Source organism: Chryseobacterium barbadense (assembly GCF_042849955.1).
Classification (GTDB): domain Bacteria; phylum Bacteroidota; class Bacteroidia; order Flavobacteriales; family Weeksellaceae; genus Chryseobacterium.
Genome location: NZ_BAAFHL010000001.1, coordinates 394,220 through 415,958 on the forward strand (window position 1 = coordinate 394,220; position 21,739 = coordinate 415,958).

Annotated in this window: 21 protein-coding genes; 10 read left to right on the forward strand and 11 right to left on the reverse strand. The window is 36.7% G+C overall.

The annotated features are described in order from the left end of the window. Entirely contained in the window at positions 1–582 is a 582-nt protein-coding gene (locus tag ACGHIN_RS01855) for a papain-like cysteine protease family protein (protein WP_390450314.1), read from the reverse strand. 210 nt (positions 583–792) lie between these two features. On the opposite strand from ACGHIN_RS01855, the gene mfd reads away from it, so the two are divergent. From mfd to pth, 3 genes are all read left to right on the forward strand, one after another. After that, a complete protein-coding gene (mfd, locus tag ACGHIN_RS01860; protein ID WP_390450315.1) occupies positions 793–4,158 on the forward strand; it encodes a transcription-repair coupling factor in 3,366 nt (1,121 codons plus the stop codon). 223 nt (positions 4,159–4,381) lie between these two features. Next, complete coding sequence (locus ACGHIN_RS01865; protein ID WP_390450316.1) at positions 4,382–5,314, forward strand: hypothetical protein; 933 nt, start codon at positions 4,382–4,384, stop codon at positions 5,312–5,314. An 87-nt stretch (positions 5,315–5,401) separates the two neighbouring features. After that, positions 5,402–5,965 carry an aminoacyl-tRNA hydrolase gene (pth, locus tag ACGHIN_RS01870; RefSeq protein WP_390450317.1) on the forward strand — a complete coding sequence of 188 codons (564 nt, stop codon included), beginning with the start codon at positions 5,402–5,404 and terminating at the stop codon, positions 5,963–5,965. 132 nt (positions 5,966–6,097) lie between these two features. On the opposite strand, the gene ACGHIN_RS01875 is transcribed toward pth, so the two are convergent. From ACGHIN_RS01875 to ACGHIN_RS01915, 9 genes are all read right to left on the reverse strand, one after another. Then, positions 6,098–6,733, reverse strand: coding sequence for a carbonic anhydrase (locus ACGHIN_RS01875; protein ID WP_390450318.1), 636 nt, complete (start codon positions 6,731–6,733; stop codon positions 6,098–6,100). Between the two features lie 52 nt (positions 6,734–6,785). Beyond that, entirely contained in the window at positions 6,786–8,378 is a 1,593-nt protein-coding gene (locus ACGHIN_RS01880; RefSeq protein ID WP_390450319.1) for a SulP family inorganic anion transporter, read from the reverse strand. Between the two features lie 142 nt (positions 8,379–8,520). Then, on the reverse strand, positions 8,521–8,820 hold the full coding sequence (locus ACGHIN_RS01885; protein WP_390450320.1) for a hypothetical protein: 300 nt from the start codon (positions 8,818–8,820) through the stop codon (positions 8,521–8,523). A gap of 20 nt (positions 8,821–8,840) precedes the next feature. After that, positions 8,841–9,506 (reverse strand): carbonic anhydrase, encoded by a 666-nt coding sequence (locus ACGHIN_RS01890; RefSeq protein WP_390450321.1) that lies wholly within the window; start codon positions 9,504–9,506, stop codon positions 8,841–8,843. Positions 9,507–9,790: 284 nt separating this feature from the next. After that, positions 9,791–10,348, reverse strand: coding sequence for a serine acetyltransferase (locus ACGHIN_RS01895; protein WP_390450322.1), 558 nt, complete (start codon positions 10,346–10,348; stop codon positions 9,791–9,793). Positions 10,349–10,382: 34 nt separating this feature from the next. Next, on the reverse strand, positions 10,383–11,534 hold the full coding sequence (locus ACGHIN_RS01900) for a glycosyltransferase (protein WP_390450323.1): 1,152 nt from the start codon (positions 11,532–11,534) through the stop codon (positions 10,383–10,385). Continuing rightward, the gene (locus ACGHIN_RS01905) at positions 11,535–12,101 is read right to left on the reverse strand and encodes an acyltransferase (RefSeq protein ID WP_390450324.1); all 567 of its coding nucleotides are present in this window, start codon (positions 12,099–12,101) and stop codon (positions 11,535–11,537) included. Between the two features lie 17 nt (positions 12,102–12,118). Continuing rightward, positions 12,119–13,276 carry a glycosyltransferase gene (locus ACGHIN_RS01910; protein WP_390450325.1) on the reverse strand — a complete coding sequence of 386 codons (1,158 nt, stop codon included), beginning with the start codon at positions 13,274–13,276 and terminating at the stop codon, positions 12,119–12,121. Beyond that, the gene (locus ACGHIN_RS01915; protein WP_390450326.1) at positions 13,276–14,118 is read right to left on the reverse strand and encodes a glycosyltransferase family 2 protein; all 843 of its coding nucleotides are present in this window, start codon (positions 14,116–14,118) and stop codon (positions 13,276–13,278) included. The genes ACGHIN_RS01910 and ACGHIN_RS01915 overlap by 1 nt, the downstream gene beginning before the upstream one ends. Positions 14,119–14,202: 84 nt before the next feature. Between ACGHIN_RS01915 and ACGHIN_RS01920 the strand changes: the two genes are divergently transcribed. The 7 genes from ACGHIN_RS01920 (at position 14,203) to ACGHIN_RS01950 (ending at position 20,805) form a co-directional block, all read left to right on the forward strand. Next, on the forward strand, positions 14,203–14,973 hold the full coding sequence (locus ACGHIN_RS01920; protein WP_390450327.1) for a class I SAM-dependent methyltransferase: 771 nt from the start codon (positions 14,203–14,205) through the stop codon (positions 14,971–14,973). A gap of 13 nt (positions 14,974–14,986) precedes the next feature. Next, complete coding sequence (locus ACGHIN_RS01925) at positions 14,987–16,015, forward strand: acyltransferase family protein (RefSeq protein WP_390450328.1); 1,029 nt, start codon at positions 14,987–14,989, stop codon at positions 16,013–16,015. Positions 16,016–16,185: 170 nt separating this feature from the next. Then, positions 16,186–17,142, forward strand: a complete 957-nt coding sequence (locus tag ACGHIN_RS01930) for a glycosyltransferase family 2 protein (protein WP_390450329.1) — start codon at positions 16,186–16,188, stop codon at positions 17,140–17,142. Then, positions 17,132–18,487 (forward strand): DUF6056 family protein, encoded by a 1,356-nt coding sequence (locus ACGHIN_RS01935; RefSeq protein ID WP_390450330.1) that lies wholly within the window; start codon positions 17,132–17,134, stop codon positions 18,485–18,487. Before ACGHIN_RS01930 ends, ACGHIN_RS01935 begins: the two co-directional genes overlap by 11 nt. 2 nt (positions 18,488–18,489) lie before the next feature. After that, positions 18,490–19,308, forward strand: coding sequence for a carbohydrate deacetylase (locus tag ACGHIN_RS01940; protein ID WP_390450331.1), 819 nt, complete (start codon positions 18,490–18,492; stop codon positions 19,306–19,308). Then, on the forward strand, positions 19,292–20,230 hold the full coding sequence (locus tag ACGHIN_RS01945; RefSeq protein WP_390450332.1) for a GNAT family N-acetyltransferase: 939 nt from the start codon (positions 19,292–19,294) through the stop codon (positions 20,228–20,230). Before ACGHIN_RS01940 ends, ACGHIN_RS01945 begins: the two co-directional genes overlap by 17 nt. Then, complete coding sequence (locus tag ACGHIN_RS01950; protein ID WP_390450333.1) at positions 20,230–20,805, forward strand: GNAT family N-acetyltransferase; 576 nt, start codon at positions 20,230–20,232, stop codon at positions 20,803–20,805. The genes ACGHIN_RS01945 and ACGHIN_RS01950 overlap by 1 nt, the downstream gene beginning before the upstream one ends. Here ACGHIN_RS01950 and ACGHIN_RS01955 read toward each other — a convergent pair. Then, positions 20,794–21,738 (reverse strand): glycosyltransferase family 2 protein, encoded by a 945-nt coding sequence (locus ACGHIN_RS01955; protein ID WP_390450334.1) that lies wholly within the window; start codon positions 21,736–21,738, stop codon positions 20,794–20,796. The two genes, ACGHIN_RS01950 and ACGHIN_RS01955, sit on opposite strands and share 12 nt — an antisense overlap. Position 21,739: the final 1 nt, after the last annotated feature.

Genomic DNA, 21,739 nt, shown 5'->3' on the forward strand with positions numbered 1-21,739 from the left:
TTATTTCTTTGCTAAATCATACCAAGTATTCCAATGCGTGCTGCTTCCGGCAGGATCTGCATAGGTTTCATACGTGATTAACCTTTCCTGTCCCTGGCAGGGACTCCATGGGTCATTCAAGACAACATATCTTGTTCCGGCCACTGTTACATAGCCTTTTACCACTACAACGTGTCCTACAACTCCCGGGGTTCCGTAGGCATAGCCCATAGGTTTCTTGGAGCAAAAGATTTGTTTCTGTAGCTTTTCCCAGGATAAAGCACTGGTGCTTTCACTGAATTTTAATCCGGCAAAATCCAGTTCCAGCCAACCGGGACGATTACAGTCTGCGTTTTTAGGGCAGGAGGTGCCTGCAGTTTGGGGAGTACAGCAATTGTTCACGCCAAACCGGTGGTTGGCTAAGGCACACTGGGTCACATTGATCTGGAAGTGCTGGGCTAGCATCTGAGTGGTCGCCGCCCAACACCAGTTGTTGGTTTCTTGTGGTCTTAATGTATTGGAAACATTGCCTATAATCTCTGGTTTGCAACAGCTCATTAAGGTAAGTCCAATAAAAAACAGACCTAAAATTAATTTTTTCATGGGGTTAGTTTTTTCTGTTTCCTACTCTTTGGGCTTTTCGGATTCCGCCATATTTCTGTTACAAAAGTACCATGAAGGAAACATCTCAAAGTAAGGGTTTTGCCTATTTTTTGGGTAGGGATTTTCCTGATTTATAATTCGTATCTTTGCGGGAGCCAACGGTTTCGGAAACACCCGAAATCGCTTTTGTCGTTTATACCATTACTATTTATGCAGTTAAAAACCATTACCGAAAAATTTCTTCCGGAATTGCTTCAGAAAGAATTTGGAAAAGAAATTTTCACTCAATTGGAAAACAGCCAGCATATTTCTGTAAAAGGAAGTGCCGGTTCTTCTGTCTCCGTTTTTGTAACGGAACTTTTTCTGACTCAGAAGAAAAATATTCTGTATCTGGTGGATGATAAAGAAGATGCTCTTTACGTCAATACGGAAATGGAAGACCTTCTGGGGAAGGAGAAAATTCTTTATTTTCCGGCTACTCATCTGGAGCCTTATCAGGTAGAGAAAACGCAGAATGCAAACCTGGTGTTGAGAACGGAGGTTTTAAACAAAATTAATTCAGGGAAATCTCCGAAAGTTATTGTAGCCTATGCCGGTGCTTTGTCGGAAAAGGTTTTGAAGAAAGAAGATTTTAAAGCCATTTCCCATCATATAAAAGTTGGTGATCAGCTTGATTTTGATTTCGTGGACGAATTGCTTCATCATTATCATTTTCAGCAGGCGGATTTTGTTTCTGAACCTGGAGAGTTTTCCGTAAGAGGAGGAATTGTGGATGTATTCTCTTACTCCTATGAAAAGCCTTACCGCATCACTTTTTTCGGAAATGAAGTGGAAAGTATCAAAACTTTTGATATCGAAACCCAACTTTCACTGGCTAAGGTGAAAGAATTTCAATTGGTTTCCAATATGAACTTTTCAGTAACAGGTTCGAAGGTCTCTTTGCTGCAGCTTTTACCGGGGGGAAGTTTTGTGGTTTCTAAAAACGGGGTGGTAGGGCTTCAAAAAATCAAAAGTTTTTATGAAAAATCTTTGGAAAAGTATGAAAGTCTGAACAAAGATATTGCTCATAGGATACCACAGGAGCTGTTTATTTCTGATCAGGAATTTTTATTTGATTATAAAAAATTTAAAACCATTGATTTCAGTAGCGTTGCTATGGAAGGGGTGTCTACTGTTGATCTTAAAGTGGAACAAACCGCACAGCCCTCTTTCCATAAAAATTTTGAATTGCTGATTGAAGACCTGGAAGAAAAGCAGCACCAAGGTTTCGAAACATGGGTTTCTTTTTCAACGGAAAAACAAAAAGAAAGATTAGAGTCTATTTTTGAAGAGCTTGAACATGATGTTCCTTTTAAAAGCTTCAAATCTGAGCTGCATGAAGGATTTGTAGATAATCAACATAAAATTCTGGTGTACACAGATCATCAGATTTTTGACCGGTATCAAAGATATAAAGCGAAAAATACGTTTGCCAAATCCGAGCAGCTTACCCTGAAGGATCTGATGTCTTTGAAAGTGGGAGATTATATTGCTCACATCGATCATGGAATCGGGAAATTCATGGGATTGGTGAAAGTGAATAATGATGGTAAGATTCAGGAGTGTTTTAAACTGACCTATAAAAATGGGGATTTATTATATGTAAGTATTCATTCACTCCACAAAATTTCAAAATATAATGGTCCGGACGGAAAAGAAATCGTTTTAAGCAAACTAGGGTCACCAGCATGGAAATCATTAAAGCAAAAAACCAAAACAAAGGTTAAGCAAATTGCTTTCGACCTTATTAAGCTTTATGCGCAGAGAAAAACAGCGAAGGGTTTTGCCTATTCTCCGGATTCTTATTTACAGAACGAGCTGGAAGCAAGTTTTATTTATGAAGACACTCCGGATCAGGAAAAAGCAACCATAGATGTGAAAAAAGACATGGAAGCGGTTACGGTGATGGACAGGCTGGTTTGCGGAGATGTAGGTTTCGGTAAAACGGAGGTTGCCATTCGTGCTGCATTTAAAGCGGCAACAGACGGAAAGCAGGTAGCGGTGTTGGTTCCCACCACTATTCTGGCCTTTCAGCACTTCAGGAGCTTTAAAGAAAGACTAAAGGATTTTCCGGTCAATATTTCTTATATGAACAGATTCAGAACGGCTAAGCAGAAATCTGAAACCCTCGAAGCCTTAAAAAACGGGAAAGTAGATATTATTATAGGTACTCATCAGTTAGTGGGAAGTGGCGTTAAGTTTAAAGATTTAGGTCTACTGATCATTGATGAAGAGCATAAATTCGGAGTTTCGGTGAAAGATAAGCTGAAAACACTGAAAAGTAATGTGGATACACTTACCCTAACGGCAACGCCCATCCCAAGAACGTTACAGTTTTCTTTAATGGCGGCGCGAGATTTATCTGTTATTAAAACACCGCCGCCAAACAGACAGCCTGTAGATACCCAGATTGTAGGTTTCAATGAAGAAATCATTCGTGATGCTGTTTCTTATGAGTTGCAGCGCGATGGACAGGTTTATTTTATTAACAATAGGATTGAAAATCTGAAGGATATTGCCGGGCTTATCCAGAGGCTGGTTCCGGATGCGAGGGTAATCACCGGCCATGGGCAGATGGATGGAAAGCAGCTGGAGAAGAATGTGCTTGATTTTATGGAAGGCAAATATGATGTTCTTGTTTCTACTACAATTGTTGAAAGCGGCGTGGATGTTCCTAATGCCAATACCATATTCATTAATGATGCACAGCGTTTCGGAATGGCGGACCTTCACCAGATGAGAGGCAGGGTGGGGCGAAGTAACAGGAAAGCTTTTTGTTACCTCATTACTCCTCCGTTTGATATGATGACTTCCGATGCCAGAAAAAGGCTGGAAGCGATTGAGCAGTTTTCTGACCTTGGAAGCGGTTTCCAGATTGCGATGAAAGATCTTGAAATTCGAGGAGCAGGAGATTTATTGGGAGCTGAACAAAGCGGTTTCATCAATGAAATGGGGTTTGAAACCTATCAGAAGCTTATGCAGGAAGCACTGGAAGAATTAAAAGATGATGAAAGCTTCGGAAATCTGTTTGATAATGAAGAAGAAAGACAAAAATTATTCAAATCGGTAAAAGAAGTAAATATTGATACAGATCTTGAGCTGATGTTACCGGATTCCTACATCTCCAACACGGAAGAAAGATTGCTTCTTTATCAAAAAATTGCTGAGATTGATAATGAAAAGGATCTGCAGAAGTTTGAACTGGAATTGATAGACCGTTTCGGAAGCTTACCTAAAGAGGCCGTTAATCTGTTAAAAAGTGTTTCTTTGAAATGGCTGGCCGCAGAAATAGGATTTGGAAAAATTGTAATGAAGAATGGAGTTTTCTTAGGATATTTTCCGGACAACCCACAAGATAAGTTTTACCAGACCGATCAATTCAGGCATATTATCAATTATCTGACTCAAAATCCTGCTGAGGCCCAGCTGAAGGAGAAAATCGGGAAAGAAGGAAACCAGCTGATGATGAGAAAAGAGAAAGTAAAAAATGTAGATGAGGTGAATATTCTGCTGAGGTCTATTCTTGCTTCCAATTAATTGGTTTATTTATAAGTTTACTCTTATATGAATTCATGACTTATCCTTTTTTTTGTTTTCAGTATGTGTATGATTATGAAGGCAGTATGGAAATTTGTTGCAAGGCTATAGGAAAGCAGAAGTGATGTGAAAATAATTATTAGTTTTTCGAGAATATAAATAAAAATATGATTTTTATTCAAAAAAAAATTATATTTGTGGAAAAATAAACAATCATCTGGAAATGAAACAACTTTTCTACTTTATTTTATTATTAGCAGGGTTTTCCTCTATCCATTCATGCAAAGATATGGTAGATGAAGACGGCAATCCACTGATCGATCTTAACGGTAACAGCGGCCTGATTGGCGCCAGAGCATTATATAGAGAAGTTACAGATGCGGATACCATTGCGGAATATCATTATAGTGGTCTTCTTTTAACGAAGGTCATTACAGACAGTTCTTCAATTACAGACGTAATGTACAGTGGTGACAAAGTAAGCAAAATCAATTTTAACGGTTTCCTCGACTTGGATCATGATGGAGCCTTAGATGAAGATAGTATTTCATACACCCAGTTATTCACTTACGGGAATAACGGGAGGCTAACTTCTATTTCTGAAAACCGTTGGATATACAGAAGAGGTCCTGCCGTTCCGCCTGCAACTTTAGGCCCACAGGTACTTTTCAGAAAAACAAAATCATTATATACACTTGGATATAATGCCTCTACCAACAAGCTGGAATCTATTGTAATGATCAATGGTCCTGAAGCTCCGGCAACACCATTCGTTTATACGGATTATTCAAAAACAGCTTATACATATATAGGAGACAATGTATCTAAAGTAGTAAGAGAATACGGACCAATGAATAACGGTGTGATTACTACAACAGTTACTAAGAAATATTCTTACGACTATTTCAACTATGATAACAGAATCAGCCCATACTCCTTGCTTCCAATGGCATATAAAATTTCTGTATTGCTATCTACGGAAGAAAATGATATGAGAAGCCTGATCTTATCTCCGAATAACCCTAAGAGATTTACCATAACAGATCTTATGGTGCCAATTCCTACTCCGGTTGTTTATAGTACAAACTTTAACTATGATCCTCAAACGTATATGACAAGAGGATTTGGAATATATTATTTCTACAAACCAATGTAAAAGTAATTTTAAAAAATATTGAACTCAATTCTTTACAGGATTGAGTTTTTTTATTTATTATGCCTTAATTTTGCAAAAAATTTCTACATGAAATATTTAATTGTTGGCCTGGGAAATAAAGGGGCAGAGTACGAAAATACCCGTCATAATATAGGATTCAAAGTGGCTGAAAAAATTGCGGAAACATTGGAAGCCCCTTTCCAGACTACTAACTTTGGCTGGATGGCTGAAGGAAAATATAAAGGCAGAAAAGTCTTGGTCTTAAAACCCGATACGTATATGAATCTATCCGGGAATGCCGTTAAATATTGGATGCAGAAAGAAAATATCCCCTTGGAAAATTTGATGATCATTACAGATGATCTGGCCCTTCCTTTCGGAACTTTAAGAATGAAAATGAAAGGTTCTGATGCCGGTCACAATGGCCTTAAGAACATTCAGGAAGTATTGCAGACTCAGAATTATCCGAGACTTCGTTTTGGGATTTCAGCAGAATTTTCCGAAGGCAGACAAGTAGACTATGTATTGGGAACCTGGAATGAAGAGGAAAAAGAAAAGCTTCAGGAAAGGATTGACAAATTTGCGAAAGCATGCCTGTCTTTTGTTTTTGCTGGGATTCAGAATACCATGTCTGCTTTTAACGGAAAGTAGTCATGAATTAAATATTATAGCTTCCAACTGATATTTTACAAACAAAAAAAATAATTCAGATCAACTAAAAAGACCACCGATTCAGGTGGTCTTATTGCTGTATTTTAAAATTAAATTTCCAATCTTGATGGTTTATAACCAGGTTACTACACCTGTTTCAACGTCATAATTGGCCCCAACTATTTTTATTTTGCCTTCTTCCTCAAGCTTTTTAAGTGTTGAGCTTTGCTTGCGGATATCTTCAATGGCATTTTTTACATTCTGTTGGTTCAGTCTTTCTAAAAGCGAACTGTTTTTTGAAGAACGCTCTTCTCCCTCTTCAATGATTGCTTTGATCGTTGAGTCAAAATGGCTGACAAGGTGATTAAGATTATCCATTCCCATTCCTTCGATTTGTGCAGCATCAAGTCCACCTTTTAAAGCACCGCATTTAGTATGTCCCAGAACAACAACAAGCTTGGAACCTGCCACATTGCATCCAAATTCCATGGAACCCAGAATATCCTGGTTGACGAAATTTCCTGCAATTCTGATACTGAAAATATCTCCCAGCCCCTGATCAAAAATAAGCTCTGCAGAAGTACGGCTGTCTATGCAGCTTAAAATCACCGCAAATGGCCACTGCCCTTCACGGGTAGCATTCACCTGTTCTAAAAGATCTCTGTTGGCCTTCAGGTTATTTACAAATCTTTGATTTCCCTCCTTTAAAAAATCTAATGCTTTTTCAGGAGTTATGGTCAATTGGGTTTCGTGTGTATGCGCTTTCATATATTTTTTTATTTTCTAATAATATTTTTTTAATAAAGAATTTGTGAGCTGATTACATAGCTCTTCTGTGAGTAATCAGGATGTGAGAATCTTCATCCTGTTCATAATCCCTGTATGAAGTTTTAAATCCTATGAGTTCCACATCAATGTCTTCTTCTTTTGCCCTGATATTGGCGAAATCCTGTATCATTTCCAGGACATCCGTTGCAATATAGGAAGTTCCTCTTGCATCAATGGTTACTGTAGAATTAGGTTTAATATTTTTAAGTGTTTTTTTGATTGCTGCTTTATTCAGGAAAGAAACCTCTTCAGCAAGCTTAATGCTGATTTCATCCGCATCATCAAGATTTTCCCTGCTTAGATAATAAGCACGTTTCATATTTCCCTGAAGGATATAGAAAACGGAAATAGCCAAACCTATTCCAACTCCTTTCAGCAAATCGGTAGCTACTACAGCTATTACCGTAGCAATAAACGGGATAAACTGGAATTTACCCAAATGCCAGAAATGTTTGAATGTCGCAGGTTTTGCCAATTTATATCCTACTAAAATCAATACCGCTGCAAGGGTAGCGAGAGGGATTAAATTTAAGACTACAGGAATGGATAGTACGCAGATCAGTAAAAGAACACCATGGATGATGGTGGAAGTTTTGGAGGTGGCGCCTGCATTTGCATTCGCTGAGCTTCGTACAACTACTGAAGTCATCGGTAATCCACCGATAAATCCACTTACCAGATTCCCGATTCCCTGAGCTTTAAGCTCAAGATTCGTATCTGTTATTCTTCTCTGTTTGTCTAATCTGTCTGAAGCTTCGATGCACAGTAAAGTCTCAACGGAGGCTACAATAGCAATCGTTGCACCTGTTAACCATACTTTATAATTAGTAAAACCAGAGAAGTCTGGTAAGGTGATAAGGTTTTTCAAATCATCTATGGATTTTGATACAGGTAGTGGGACAAGATGTTCAGGTCCAATAGCTAAACTGCTTCCTGTCATTTTAAATATTTCATTTAAAATAATTCCCGTCACTACTGCAACCAATGCTCCTGGAAGCATTTTCATTCTTTTCAAAGCCGGAAGCTTATCCCAGGCTAAAAGAATGGCAACTGAAACCAAAGTCACTAAAACAGCACCTGGGTGAATTGCTCCAAACAGCTCTGTAAAATAGTTGAAATTTAGGCCTTTATCAAATATGGATTCGTGACCTTCATAGTCTTTGTCAAAACCGAGTGCATGGGGAATCTGCTTTAAGATGATAATAATACCGATCCCGGCGAGCATTCCTTCAATAACGTTATTGGGAAAGTAGTTGGAAATGCTTCCTGCTTTTATGAATCCTAGAACCAATTGAATAAGCCCTGCAATGATTCCGGCACAAAGGAATATTTCGAAGGCTCCTAAATCTGTAATAGCGGTAAGTACAATAGCTGTTAAACCTGCAGCTGGCCCTGAAACTGAAATATTTGAATTACTGATAGTACCTACTACCAGACCGCCTATAATGCCCGCAATGATGCCGGATAATGGCGGAGCTCCCGATGCTATGGCAATTCCTAGACATAAAGGAAGTGCTACTAAAAATACAACGAGTCCTGAAGGGAAATTTTCTTTAATTCCTCCTATTAATGATGTTTTTTTCATGATTGTTGAAAAATACTTATGATTATAAATGATTGATAAAGAAGCTTTACCATCAATTATAAAAGATTGGAAATTTAATTGTAAGACACACCCATCCGATATCAGATCTGATATGAATGATTATAAATCGTGAATAATAAAATTAAGCTTCCGGAGGCGGAGAAAATATGGTGAGTAATGGTGACAGATGAAAAGAGTCATCGATCAGCATAAAAGACCTGCCTTCCAAATCAGGAACAAAAAACCTCAGATAATCATAAACATCCAAAGTTTTAGGAAGAGTCTTTTCATAAACAGTAAAAGAGGTGGGGTGAGAATGCGGTTCTTCTTCGTTCACTATTACATTAGTCTGAGGTATATCCCAACCGGCAACCGTAGCAATGCCCGGTAACGCCGTAAAGTTGAAAAAGATCAATAATGTAATAATACTCCAAAATTTCATTCCAAAAATGTTTAAGAAGATTACTTCTTTCTACTCATCACCCAATCAGATTCCGTAAGGTTATAGATTTTCTGGATATCTTTCAAAAGTTTCTCGAAATCGATTTCCAAATCAATAATCTTTCCGGTTCTAAGGTCAAACACCCAGCCGTGAACAATAGGAAATTCTTCTAAAATATATCTTTCCTGTACACAAGCCATTTTAATCACGTTGATGCACTGCTCCTGAACATTCAGTTCTACAAGCCTGTCATAACGTTTACTATCATCTGTAATAGAATCTAATTCTGTCTGATGCAGCCTGTACACATCGCGGATGTTTCTCAGCCACGGGTTTAATAATCCCAGATCCTGAGGCGTCATTGCTGCTTTTACACCCCCGCAATTGTAATGTCCGCAAACAATAATGTGCTTTACTTTCAAATGTTCTACAGCATACTGAATAACAGCTGTTGAACTCATATCCAAAGTATTGACAACATTGGCAATGTTTCTGTGGACAAACACCTCTCCCGGTTTGGCTCCCATCAGTTCCTCTGCAGTTGCCCTGCTGTCTGAACATCCAATATATAAATAATCAGGATGCTGCGTCTTAGCAAGCTCTTCAAAGAAATTTGGGTTCTGTGCTACCTTAGATTCTACCCATTTTTTATTGTTTTCAAAAATAACTTCGTACGACTGTGACATAATTTAAAAATATATAATTATTTATTTCGTTAAAATTATTTTCAAATTCAATAGACCAAATCAATAATTGTGCAAAAATATAATTTTTGCCGAAAAGTCAGCTACTTTTAACAAAGTTTAATAATGCAACATGCGTAAAATCATATCAACATTGAAAATTGGGTCATCAAAAAATAATTTTAATGCTGTTTAAAAGATAAAATTACAAACTAAAAATCAGGAAAAAAAGAATCAGAAATTAAAATTTTATTAATATTGAAGGGTTGCCTAATCAATCGATAGGTTTAAATTTTATGATTAATATAACCTTCTGTAGCGTTTTCTTTTGGAAAAATTGTAGCGGGATTTCCAGATACAACCGAGTTTTCAGGAACGTCAAAATTAATATAAGAGTTAGGTGCAATAAGAACATTCCTTCCGATAGTTACCGCGCCTACAATCACAGCATTTGCGCCGATCCATACTTCATCACCGATCACCGGGTACCCTGCATTTTTACCCCGGTTCTGCTGTCCGATAGTGACTCCCTGCGCGATATTGCAGTTCTTTCCGATTTTTGCCTTCGGATTAATGACCAAGGCGCCCCAGTGTCCCAGATACAAGCCTTCCCCGATCTCCGTTTCAGGGTAGATCTGAAAGCCATATTTAATCTGATGCCGTCTTAATACCAGCCTCCAGAAAATTCCCGGTAAAGATTTTTTCCTATATTTTTGGGTCTGCCTCAGAATATAGATAAAATGAAGGTTCGGATTAACACATTTTGCCCAAATTTCGAATGTTGAGAGCCATTGGCCACTTTCTCTGTAAAAATCCTTCTGAAGAATAGAATGCTGATCTGCCATACAACAAATTTAAAAATCACAATTTAATTACCTGTTACAACTCATCTAAAATGGAAGTAATCTTGTTTACGGAATTTTCGAGATTGAAAGGCATCTCATAATCTTTCAGTCTTACCGAATATTTTTCAAATGACTCCGGTTCAGACAACGCCTTTTTCATCCCTTCATAAATCCCTTCTTCTGAATTTTCTACCACAAGCCCAAGCTCGCCGTTATTTAGCATTTCATTGGCTCCTGAAACCTCGGTAGCAATTATCCGCTTTTTTAAGGTAATGGCTTCAAACAGTACTGTTGGAAAACCTTCATATCTCGAACTTAATATATAATAATCCGCATTTTTAAAATAAGGATAGGGGTTGTCTGTAAAGCCGAGCATGGCAGCAGTTTCATTGACGCCAAGATCTGATTTCAGTTTTTTAATATTTTCAAAATCATAACCGTCACCAATAATCAGCACTTTATGTTTAAAACCCTCATCCAAAAGTCTCTTATGAACCTTCAGCAGCCTGTCAAAGCCCTTTTGGGGAAATACGGTTCCTACGGAAATAAAAGTCGGAGCAGTTATGTCAAACGTATAATTTAAAACAGGCTGGTTTGCTTTTGTAACGAATTCTCCCGTATCTAAAGGATTGTAAATTTTTACGATTTTCTGTTTTTCCGAATCATTTTGGGCCAGGCCATGAAAAAGCTGCTCAATTTTTTCAGAAATCACCATAATTTTATCGAAGCCAAAAAACTTGCGGATTTCGGTATCTGTGTAGCCTTTTACCTGAGAAAGATCATTATGAATCCATACGATTTTTTTAGAAGATTTTAGTGGGGAACCCAGAATTTCATCTCTCATCCCATGAATAGCGGCAAACTCAATATCGTATTGTTTGTTTTTTAATTTGCCTTTATAAAGAAGATTCGGAAATTTTTTTAATATTTTTTCATGAATTACCCTCGCTGCCTTTCTTGGAATATCTTGTGGGCGGTTAGTGGTGATCATTTCACCTTGATGAAGGTAGATAATATTGATCCAATCCGGAATTTCAGAGAGGTATTTCCCGGAATGTAAATTTAAAAGTAAATCAATTTCGTAATAATGTTGAGGGATATTTTTCAGAAAAGTTGCCAATACTTTTTCAGCACCTCCGTGACGCAGAGAGCCGATACGGATCAGTATTTTCTTTTTTTCAGCCATTTATTTTTTTACAGGTTTATAAATATGAGGGAGATGTTCTTTGATGTAAGCGTCTAATTTGGAACGCGTAGGTTCTAGTTCTCTGGGGTAAATGGTGTTATTTTCCAACGCTTTATCTCCATACTGTTCAATGGTGCATATGAATTTGGCAGGAACGCCTGCGTACACCGAATTGTCGGGCATGGAAGAGTTAAGAACAGAGCCTGCACCTAAAATACAATTATTCCCCATTTGCGAGCCGGGAAGAAAGGTGCAGCTGTTTCCTACAAAACAATTTTCACCAATTTTAATTCTGCCGAAATTTCTTGCATCTTCATATTTTTCCATGCTTCTGATAACATACATGGCTCCGTCATGGGTAATGAAACGGCATCCTGCGGTAATTTTTGTCCTGTTTCCGATCTCTATTAAATAAGGTTCAGAGCCGAAATCGGGTGCTTCCACGAAGATCACATCATTTCCTACTTTCATTCCGCGTTTTTTGGATACTTCAATATAAGCCCTGTCATAAATATTTTGGGAAATAGTGTGCAGCTTTAAAATGATTCTGTACAAGAATGTCATCATAGAGTATAAATGTAGGCTTAATTTTTTACTAAGTTAGTAATGATATTTTCAACAGCATCAAATATTTTCTGATTATCGAATTGCTTTTCAATATCCGTCAGATTATTTTTTATTTCAGAAATCAATTGCGGTTCTGTTAGAAACTTTTTCATCGCGGTATACATTTCATCTGTTTTATAATTGATGAGGTATCCTGTTTTGCCATGAGTGATCATTTCCGGAATTCCACCAACATTGGTAGAAATGATAGGCTTTTGAAGGATCAGGGAGTCTGCAATAATGAGAGGCCAGCTTTCGGATTCGGAAGGAAGAATAAAAAAGTCGGCATTTTTTACATATGGATAAGGATTCATTAAAGATCCCAGAAATTCAAAACTATCGGTAACGTCTAATGCTTCCGCCTGCTTTTTTAAATTTTCCTTTTCTTCACCGTCTCCAATGATAATGATGTGGTGATCAAATCCGTCTTTCAACAAACGGGAATGTGCTTCCATCAGCTTATGAAATCCTTTTCGGCTGTGCAATCTTGCCACGGATACAAAAACGGGTTTTTGAGGCAATTCAGGTATGAAGGCTAACGCTTTCTGTTTCAATTCCTCTATCGGAATGGCATTCAGGATCACCTGGTTTTCCGGAATAGGAAGATCAGGATAGGTTTCAAGCAGAATATCTTTTGTCTGCTGCGATCCGAAAATAAAATAATCAAACTGCGGAATCTGCTTTAAAATTCCAGGAACCAATGGTTGAAGCTTCGGTAATGTAATATCTGAGTGAAACCAGCCTATTTTCTTTGATTTGGGATTGGTAGAATTTAAAACGGAATCAAATGCAGCATAAGTCGGTGCAATTTCCACATCATAGCTTTCATTCAGCAATTTATCGGCAATCGACGGATTTTTCTGTGCCTTTTGAAGTCTGAGTCTTCTTTTGGCTAATTGTACTTTTTGGAGGATTGTGTTTTTGGAAAAATCTTCTCTTCCATCGGTAAGGTAAACTTTTCTTACATATTTCGGGAATTCATTACGAAGTTCACCCTGGTTCATATTTAAGCAGATCGTCATCTCAAACTTATCTTTGTTGAGGTGATTCAGCATACTTAAAATCACTTTTTCCACGCCGCCCATTTCCATAGAACGATGCCTGAAAAGCACTTTGATCTTTTTGAATTCTGCCATTACCCGAAAAGTGTTTGAAAAGAGATGAGGATTTTTTTCTTTATTCTAAAGGTAATGCTATTTTGATATTCCAACAAATCGTAGATTTCCTTAGGATTCTGATAAGATTCCGGAACAGGTTTTCCATTGATGGTTTTTAGATTCCTTCGTTTCATGGCATTAAAAATCACCTGGGCAAAATACTCGCGTGATTTCGGTCTGTTGTCGTTCTGGGAAATTCCTCCGGAATGAATTCTATACAGGTAATTGGGTTCGTCGATGAACTGAACTTTTCCTTTTTCATACATTTTCAGGTACAGATCCTGATCTTCTGCAATGCGCATGGAAGAATCCATTTTGGTAGTCTGTTCATAAATGTTTTTTCTGAAACATACAAAATGGACAATATGAACCGGACAGTTGAAAAAGTAAGGCGAGTTGTTTAAAACCTGCATCGGAGCCGTGGAAACTTCAACCGGATTAAGGTTTTCGTCACATTTTACAAACCTGGAATAGGTGAGAACTACTTCTTTACTCTTTTTGAAAATATCAATACTCGACTGTAAAGCATTCGGTGTAATGGCGTCGTCCGGATCTACAAAACCACAGATTTCTCCGGTGGCAAGCTCTATCAGTTTACTTTTGGTAATCCCAACTCCGCTGTTCACTTCATTTTGGTAGATCCTGAAGCGGGAATCTTCTCCAATGATCTCTTTAATAATTTCGAGAGAATTATCCGTAGAAGCATCATCAAGGATCACAACTTCCCAATGATTATATTTTTGTGCTATGATGGAATCATAACACTGCCTGAAAAATCTGCCGTTATTATAATTGGCAATTAAAATGGAAAACGTCATCATTTGTTGTGTACAAATTTATGCAAAGATAATTATTCTTAAAAAGTTAGGGAAAAATCTTTATTTTTGTGGCTTAAAATTAACACAGTGAGCGAAATAGTACGAGTTCTCAAAACATTAGTGGCTTATCTCAAAAGGCCCGATCTTTATCCCGAACTGGGAAGGAAAATCGTAAAAAACACCATCAACAGAGGCAATGCTTTTAAAGGTAAAGAAAAAACCAATTCATGGGCTTCTTCTAATGCCATTTCCCAACAAGAAGCAGTTTCCCGGCTTTTTGGATTAGATATAGCTCCTTTTCAGTCTAAGTACCAGGATATTCTCAGAACATCCGCGCAAAAAGAAAAGGAATGCCCTATAAAAATGGGGGGAGCAGGAGCATTAGAGCTGATCTATTATGCATGCGAATTCACCAATGCCCAAAATGCAGTGGAAACGGGGGTTGCATACGGTTGGTCATCGTTAGCGGCTTTGCTTTCCCTTGAAAAGAGAAATGGAACGTTGTACAGTTCAGATATGCCCTATTTAGCACAGGATGGAGATCAATATGTAGGATATGTGGTTCCTGAAAACCTTAAAAAGTTCTGGAAATTGTTCCGTTTTGCAGATAAGGAATCCTTACCAAAAATTTTTGCAGATCAGTCTGATTTTGATGTGGTACATTATGATTCGGATAAGAGTTATAACGGGCGATATTGGGCCTATAATGAATTGTATAAGCATTTAAGAGGTGGGGGAGTTTTCATCAGTGATGACATTGGAGATAATTCCGCGTATCAGGATTTCTGTGAAAAGAATAATATAGCAACAACCGTAGTGGAATTTGAAGGTAAATACGTAGGAGTCTTCATCAAATAAACTAAGATTTTCAGTGAAAATAAGTCAGATTACCTTTACCCGATTTGTCGCGGCGATTGCCATTGTCATTTCGCATTTTAATAAAGACTTGTTTTTATATCAGATCGATTATATTTCGGATATTTTTCTTCGCGCTAATGTAGGGGTAAGCTACTTTTTTATCCTTTCCGGATTCATTATGATCGTAGCTTATCACAAAAAGGATAAAATTGATTATCTTGATTTCTACAGGAACAGGTTTGCGAGGATTTACCCATTATACATTGTAGGATTATTATTGTATCTCATTACAAAATCATCTAATTTCAGTGTATACAAATTGATGCTGTATTTATTCGGCATTCAGAGCTGGATTCCGGGAGAAGCTTTAGTCCTGAATTTTCCGGGATGGTCTATTTCTGTAGAATTCCTTTTTTATTTATTATTTCCATTGTTATACAACCGATATTATTCCCAACAGAATAAAAGTATTTGGGTTATTGTGATTATCATTTGGGTGATTACGCAGGTTTTTTCCAATTTTTATGTGGGTTCTTCATGGTATGAAGGTCCACATACCAAAAGCCATGAATTTGGATTTTATTTTCCGCTCATGCACCTCAATGAATTTTTAGTGGGAAATTTAGCAGGAATGTTTTTTGTAAGGCATCATAAGCAAAGAAATTATGATCTTCCGGTTGTCCTACTTTTTGCAACGATATTGCTTGCTCTTATTTTCATTCCGCTTAATTTCCATAATGGTCTTATGGCGGTGCTTTTTATTCCTCTGATTATATTGATCTCATATAACAATGGACTGCTCTCCAGGATATTCTCTTTAAAGCCTTTGGAATATCTGGGAGAAATAAGTTATGCAATCTATATCGTACATATCCCGGTTTTGTACATCATAAGGGAAATTCTGAAATGGCAGCATCTATTGCCTGATATCAATATAGTTTTCAGTATCTATATTGTTGTTTTATTGATCGTCTCTGCATTATTTTATCAGGGCATTGAAAAGCCATTAAGAAATTGGCTGAAAAAAATCAAGATAAAATAAAATATTTTATTTTTGTAACAAACTTAAACACTAACACAATGAATGAAATTATGTTTTCCAAATCACAGGTTACCCGTGTATTTTTTATTGAAAATACAAGTTTTCTGAAGATTTTCAGCAGAACATATTAGCAGAATACAACTACTTTTTTTAATCCTTAAACATTTTTTATGAAAAAAGTCTATTTCATTATTTCTGCATACAATGAAGAGGAAAATATTGGTATTCTGATTAATTCCCTTGAGACTGAGCTTACTAAAATTCAGTTCGATGATTATGAGTTAGTATTTGTTAATGACGGATCTAAAGATAAAACCATTGATATTTTACTGGAATCTCAAAAAAATAATGACAAAATCACAGTTATTAATCAGTCTAAAAATTTCGGACATGAATTGGCAATGACTGCCGGGCTCAATTATGTAGTATCCGAAAATAAGAGTAAAGATTTCAGTGTTTTGTTCATGGATGCCGATATGCAGCATCCACCTGAAATTGCAGCTTATATCATTACCCTTTGGCTGAAAGGTGAGAAGTTGATCCTTACCAAAAGAATCAATAATGAGGATACAGGTATCAGATATAAAATAATGGGTAACTTTTATTACTGGATGCTTAATTTTCTTTCAGATATAAAAATTCCGAGGAATATGCCTGATTTCAGATTGCTGGATAAAAAATATGTTCTTTGGATGAACGGGCTGAATGAAACCGACAGAATGTTTCGGGGAATGCTCTCCCTGATTGGGCTCAGAGATGCCCATATCATAGAATTTGAAGCTCCTAAAAGAAATGCGGGAAAGTCGAAGTATAACTTTCTGAAGCTCTATAAATTAGCTATAGACAGCGTGATCCAGTTCTCTATAAAGCCTTTGAGAATTGCTACTTTTATTGGATTGATGGGGTGTCTTTTCTCATTCTTATTTCTGATATTTTCCATTTACAGAAGCCATATCAATCATGAGCCCAAAACAGGTTTCCTTACCTTACTTTCTGTAACGATTTTCTTTAGCTCACTCACCATTCTTTTTCTGGGAATTATTGGGGAATATATTGGAAGAATCCACATTGAAGTAAAAAACAGGCCATTGTATTTCAACGAAATCATAAAAAAGGATGAACAGTAAATACCTTTCATATTTTGTTCTTGCATTTATCAATATCTGCTTTATCCTTTCAGTTGTTTTTTACCCTCCTCTGAGAGATGAGCTTTATTACCTAGCGCCTGCCAATCTGAATGTTTTCCAGGAATATTATAATGCTTATTTAGCCGGAAATCCCAGAATAGGACAGTTTTTTTGTAATGCAATATCCAGAAATATGGTTTTTAAGGTCATATTCGAGCTTGCTTTATTTAATGGTTTTATAACGGGTCTTTTTTTATTGGTTTTCAGGAAGCTTCCGGCTTTGGGAAGCAAAAATGACCTGGTAAAACTTATCATTATGACGGGAGGGTTTGTATTTCTTATCAGGTATTTCGGGGAAATGTTTTACTATACTCCCTTTAGTACAAATTATTCCTTTTCGGTTATTATTTACATGGTGTACATCTATATAATGTCTGAATATTATTGGTATGAGAATAATATTTTGAAAAAATATTCTGTTAATGTGCCTGTCATTATTCTTTTTGGCATTTTTACCGGGATGTGTAATGAACATGTTCCGCCGGTACTTATAGGAGCTTCGTTATTAGCTGCGGGATGCTATGTATTGGTTAAAAAAAGGATGGTGAACTATAAAATCCTTATAGCTCATATCTCATTGATCATAGGGTACTTACTGTTGTTCTTTGCTCCGGCCAATAGAGTGAAATTTAAAGTGGTAGGGAAAGAATCTTACGGATTTAATATAGCGGATTACCTGAATAATTTCAAAAGCATTCTGAATTTATACAGGTATTATAACCCTGAGCTTGTTGCTCTGACAATTCTGTCCGTCATATTGGCTGTACTATTATATCGCAAAAAAATTATTGGAAGAGATTTTATCATAAGGACGAGTATCTTGCTTATATTGGGTTTGCTGTGCGTTCCTATCATAGCATATTCTCCACTATTGGGGACAAGGTTGCTGTTTTTTACGAATACGATGCTTTTTGTTGTTGTTTTTTCAGTGTTTTTCAAATGCATAGAAGTATATCAAGCGGAAAAGATTAACAAGGGTTTTTATATATTTACAACATTATTTTCAGTTATATTCTTTATGATAAGTGTAATATTATCATATAACGGAGGCAATAATTATTTGCTGATCACATCACAGATTGCAGAAGCAACAAGGTCTTCTAAGAGTGTGGTGATCCAGGAATCTTTTAATTTCCATACTCCTGCTTTTGGACATTTCAACAGAAGGATTTTTTTGGAAAACGGAAAAGAATATATTGATGACGATGTTCAGACGGATACCAACGAAGAAAAGAATTTGAAAGGCTTTTATCAATTAAATAACCTGGGGGTAAAGAAGCGCTAATCATGAAAAAAAGGATAATTGTAAATGCAGATGACCTGGGATTTACGTTAGGAATTAATGAAGCCATAAAAAAGTCTCATTTGGAAGGATATTTGTCCCATGCAAGCTTAATGTGCAATACAGATTTCTTTGAACATGCCATAAAGGAGATAATACCAGCTTGCCCCGATCTTAAGATTGGGCTTCATGTAAACCTTACCTGTGGAAAATCGTTGTATCAGGGAAATGTTTTGGCAAAAAATGGCAGATTGCAATCCAATTTTATCAGACTTTTGTTCATGAGAAAAACCAGAATGGTTTTAGACTCCCTGGAAAAAGAAATTGAAAGCCAATTATTGGAAGCCAAAAAAAATAATATACCCTTAGGTCATATTGACGGGCATGAACATGTACATGTTATCCCCTCCATTAATAAAATTGTGGTTAAGCTAGCTCAAAAACATTCAATAGGAAGAATCAGAGAAATCAATGAGAATCTTTTTACCAGTGCTAAGTTTAATTTGCGAACCGCCAGTGCGGCCAATATCATCAAATTGTTATTATTGAAATTTTTAAGTCTTTTCAATAACAATAAAAAGAAAATTAAGTTTTACAGCATTCTGAATACCTGTGAGATTAATGAAGAGAATCTTTTTAAATATCTTGAAAACAGCAAAGATGATAACATAGAAATCATGCTTCATCCGGGAATTGTAGAATTGGATAAAGATTATAATGGATTGGATGAGAGGTTTTTGAGTTTTCTGAGATCAGAATTCAGAACGCAGGAATATAAACTATGCTTTAACGAAAAATTTAAAAACTATGAAACATTGGTTTAAGTTTGCTGAAAAAGAAGATTGGAAAAACATTGTTTCTAAAACCTACCGTCTGGATATTAAAACAATGAATGTTCAGGGAAATACAGTCAATCTGTATGGGAATGGCTCTTTATACTCTAATTCACCGTACATCACGGATGGAGGCTCGTTTGATTTCGGAAAACCATTATCCAAGAATGATTTTGGAACCATTGACAAGCCTATTTTGATCAAAACCAGAAGCAAGATAGAAGTTTCTAACGATTTTGATCACGTTCTTGTTCAAGATTACTTCACATATCTTTTGGACCTGAGCCAGGGAGAAGATTTTGTATGGAACAACAAAGTAAAATCAAAAACAAGAAATCAGGTAAGAAAGGCAGAAAAGCTGGATTATACAGTGAAAACCGGTAAAACAGAACTATTGGATGACTTTTATAAAGTGATTTCAACGGCCTGGAGAGATTTGGGAACCCCTACGCACAGCAAAGATTTTTATAAGAATATCGTAGAAGGATTCACAAAAGAATCGGGATACAATGCGGAGTTTATGATTATGTATCTCAATAAAGAACCTGTTTCCGTAGCCTGTCTCATTTATGATGATCATGCTATACACCATCCTTACGCCGCTACATTGAAGGAGTATAATAAACATTCTCTGAACAATGCCCTTTATTGGAATATTATCCGGTTCGCAATCCGTAAAAATATTCAGTTTTTTGATTTAGGAAGAAGCCGCAATGATCAGGGAACGGCTATCTATAAGCTTTCGTGGGGAGCAGAACCTGTTCAGCTTTATTACTACTATTTTAATAAGACCACCCATAAAAATGATGAAGACGGAAAATTGGTTAATTTCCTGATTGACATGTGGAAAAAGCTTCCTCTTTCTCTTGCCAATTTTATGGGGCCAAAGATTATCTATAAAGTTTTAAAATAATGATCATAAAACTGAACCAAAGCCATATTCCACAAATCGCAAAAATCCAGAAAACCAATCTGCCCAGTTTTTTGTCTGCCTATCCTTTGAAGTTCATCGAAACATTCTACGAATTTCAGCTGAAGCAGAACGATTATATTTTATTGGGAGAAATGGAAGGTTCTCAGCTTTTGGGATTCGTTTTCGGAACTTATGATGTAGAAAAGCTTTATGATACGTTTATTGACCGGAAGAAGGGGTATTTCATCTGGAACACATTCATCACGCTGATTTTTAATCCTAAATATCTCTTGCTGATCTTTGCCAAATATTTCACGAAGCAGTATTCTTCGGATTGTAAGACACAGCTGGTATATATTGCTACAGATAAAAGCATGAAAAATAAAGGAATAGGGAAGAAGCTTTTACAGGCATTTGAAAAAGAACTGAAAAATACAGAATACTACGAACTCGAAGTTGAAAGTAATAATGATGCGAACCATTTTTACAACAAAAACGGTTTTTTTATCGTGCATACGTACAATAACTTTTTTGAAAAGAAATATTTAATGGGAAAGAAAATTTCAGCAGAATAAATAATTCCTGAAATTAATATTATAAAGACCGGAGCGGATACTCGGATAGTCTGTAACGAGATATTTCAGAATCATTCCCCATTTTTTAAGTAAGGGAGCATCGGCAATCTCAAAGCTGCGGTGCATTCTTTTAATATGAAGCTTTATATCCGCAGGAATTGTATTTTCTGTTTCTGACCAGTCTTTCACCTCTTTCCAAAGTAAAACTCTCGTCGTGGAAGGTTTTATTTTCTTAGAATCTACTTTAGTAATTCGATTGTCTTCATGTACTCCCCTTACCGCAACGGCTTTATCCAAAATACCTGGGTAAAGATCAAGGTAATACGATAAACGGAATAAAAACTCAGTATCCTGATGCAGCCTCAGGCTTGTTTTAAACAAAGGCTTAACCTTACGCAGTAAAGATTCTTTCCTTATCGTTAAAGCATCAATACTGAATAAACCGAAGCTTCCCAGCATATTCATCTGCCCCGGAAATACATTTTTGGGATCATGGATTTTGTAAACAGTCGTCAGACGATCCTGAAACAGTTTGTAATACTGTTCTTTCGCTTTTTCTGAATAGTAATGAACACCAAGAGCCCCGTAAACACCCTCCACTTTGGGGTTTTTGAAGAGTTCTTTCTCAGCATCAAATCTGTTGGGAAGATAATAATCATCGGCATCCAGAAATGCAATAAAATCTCCTGTGGACATCTCGATTCCCAGGTTTCTCGTAGGCCCGGCTCCATGGTTTCCTTTATCAGGATGCTGGTACAATTGTACACGGTCATACTTCGATGCAAGCTCTTCACAGACCTGCAGAGCATTATCCGGAGATTTGTCCTCTACTAAAATGACTTCGTGCACTTCTTCAAACTGAAGAGCAGATTCTACAGCCTGAGAGACATATTTTTCAGCATTATACACGGGAATTATTACAGAAATTTTCATA

What these genes read in the sequence shown, in the direction of transcription:
- ACGHIN_RS01950 (WP_390450333.1), top strand. Translation starts at nt 20,230, where the DNA reads ATGATCATAAAACTGAACCAAAGCCATATTCCACAAATCGCAAAAATC.
- ACGHIN_RS01865 (WP_390450316.1), top strand. Translation starts at nt 4,382, where the DNA reads ATGAAACAACTTTTCTACTTTATTTTATTATTAGCAGGGTTTTCCTCT.
- ACGHIN_RS01905 (WP_390450324.1), bottom strand. Translation starts at nt 12,101, where the DNA reads ATGATGACATTCTTGTACAGAATCATTTTAAAGCTGCACACTATTTCC.
- ACGHIN_RS01855 (WP_390450314.1), bottom strand. Translation starts at nt 582, where the DNA reads ATGAAAAAATTAATTTTAGGTCTGTTTTTTATTGGACTTACCTTAATG.
- pth (WP_390450317.1), top strand. Translation starts at nt 5,402, where the DNA reads ATGAAATATTTAATTGTTGGCCTGGGAAATAAAGGGGCAGAGTACGAA.
- ACGHIN_RS01910 (WP_390450325.1), bottom strand. Translation starts at nt 13,276, where the DNA reads ATGGCAGAATTCAAAAAGATCAAAGTGCTTTTCAGGCATCGTTCTATG.
- ACGHIN_RS01935 (WP_390450330.1), top strand. Translation starts at nt 17,132, where the DNA reads ATGAACAGTAAATACCTTTCATATTTTGTTCTTGCATTTATCAATATC.
- ACGHIN_RS01915 (WP_390450326.1), bottom strand. Translation starts at nt 14,118, where the DNA reads ATGATGACGTTTTCCATTTTAATTGCCAATTATAATAACGGCAGATTT.
- ACGHIN_RS01895 (WP_390450322.1), bottom strand. Translation starts at nt 10,348, where the DNA reads ATGGCAGATCAGCATTCTATTCTTCAGAAGGATTTTTACAGAGAAAGT.
- ACGHIN_RS01880 (WP_390450319.1), bottom strand. Translation starts at nt 8,378, where the DNA reads ATGAAAAAAACATCATTAATAGGAGGAATTAAAGAAAATTTCCCTTCA.
- ACGHIN_RS01940 (WP_390450331.1), top strand. Translation starts at nt 18,490, where the DNA reads ATGAAAAAAAGGATAATTGTAAATGCAGATGACCTGGGATTTACGTTA.
- ACGHIN_RS01900 (WP_390450323.1), bottom strand. Translation starts at nt 11,534, where the DNA reads ATGGCTGAAAAAAAGAAAATACTGATCCGTATCGGCTCTCTGCGTCAC.
- mfd (WP_390450315.1), top strand. Translation starts at nt 793, where the DNA reads ATGCAGTTAAAAACCATTACCGAAAAATTTCTTCCGGAATTGCTTCAG.
- ACGHIN_RS01890 (WP_390450321.1), bottom strand. Translation starts at nt 9,506, where the DNA reads ATGTCACAGTCGTACGAAGTTATTTTTGAAAACAATAAAAAATGGGTA.
- ACGHIN_RS01930 (WP_390450329.1), top strand. Translation starts at nt 16,186, where the DNA reads ATGAAAAAAGTCTATTTCATTATTTCTGCATACAATGAAGAGGAAAAT.
- ACGHIN_RS01955 (WP_390450334.1), bottom strand. Translation starts at nt 21,738, where the DNA reads ATGAAAATTTCTGTAATAATTCCCGTGTATAATGCTGAAAAATATGTC.
- ACGHIN_RS01885 (WP_390450320.1), bottom strand. Translation starts at nt 8,820, where the DNA reads ATGAAATTTTGGAGTATTATTACATTATTGATCTTTTTCAACTTTACG.
- ACGHIN_RS01945 (WP_390450332.1), top strand. Translation starts at nt 19,292, where the DNA reads ATGAAACATTGGTTTAAGTTTGCTGAAAAAGAAGATTGGAAAAACATT.
- ACGHIN_RS01875 (WP_390450318.1), bottom strand. Translation starts at nt 6,733, where the DNA reads ATGAAAGCGCATACACACGAAACCCAATTGACCATAACTCCTGAAAAA.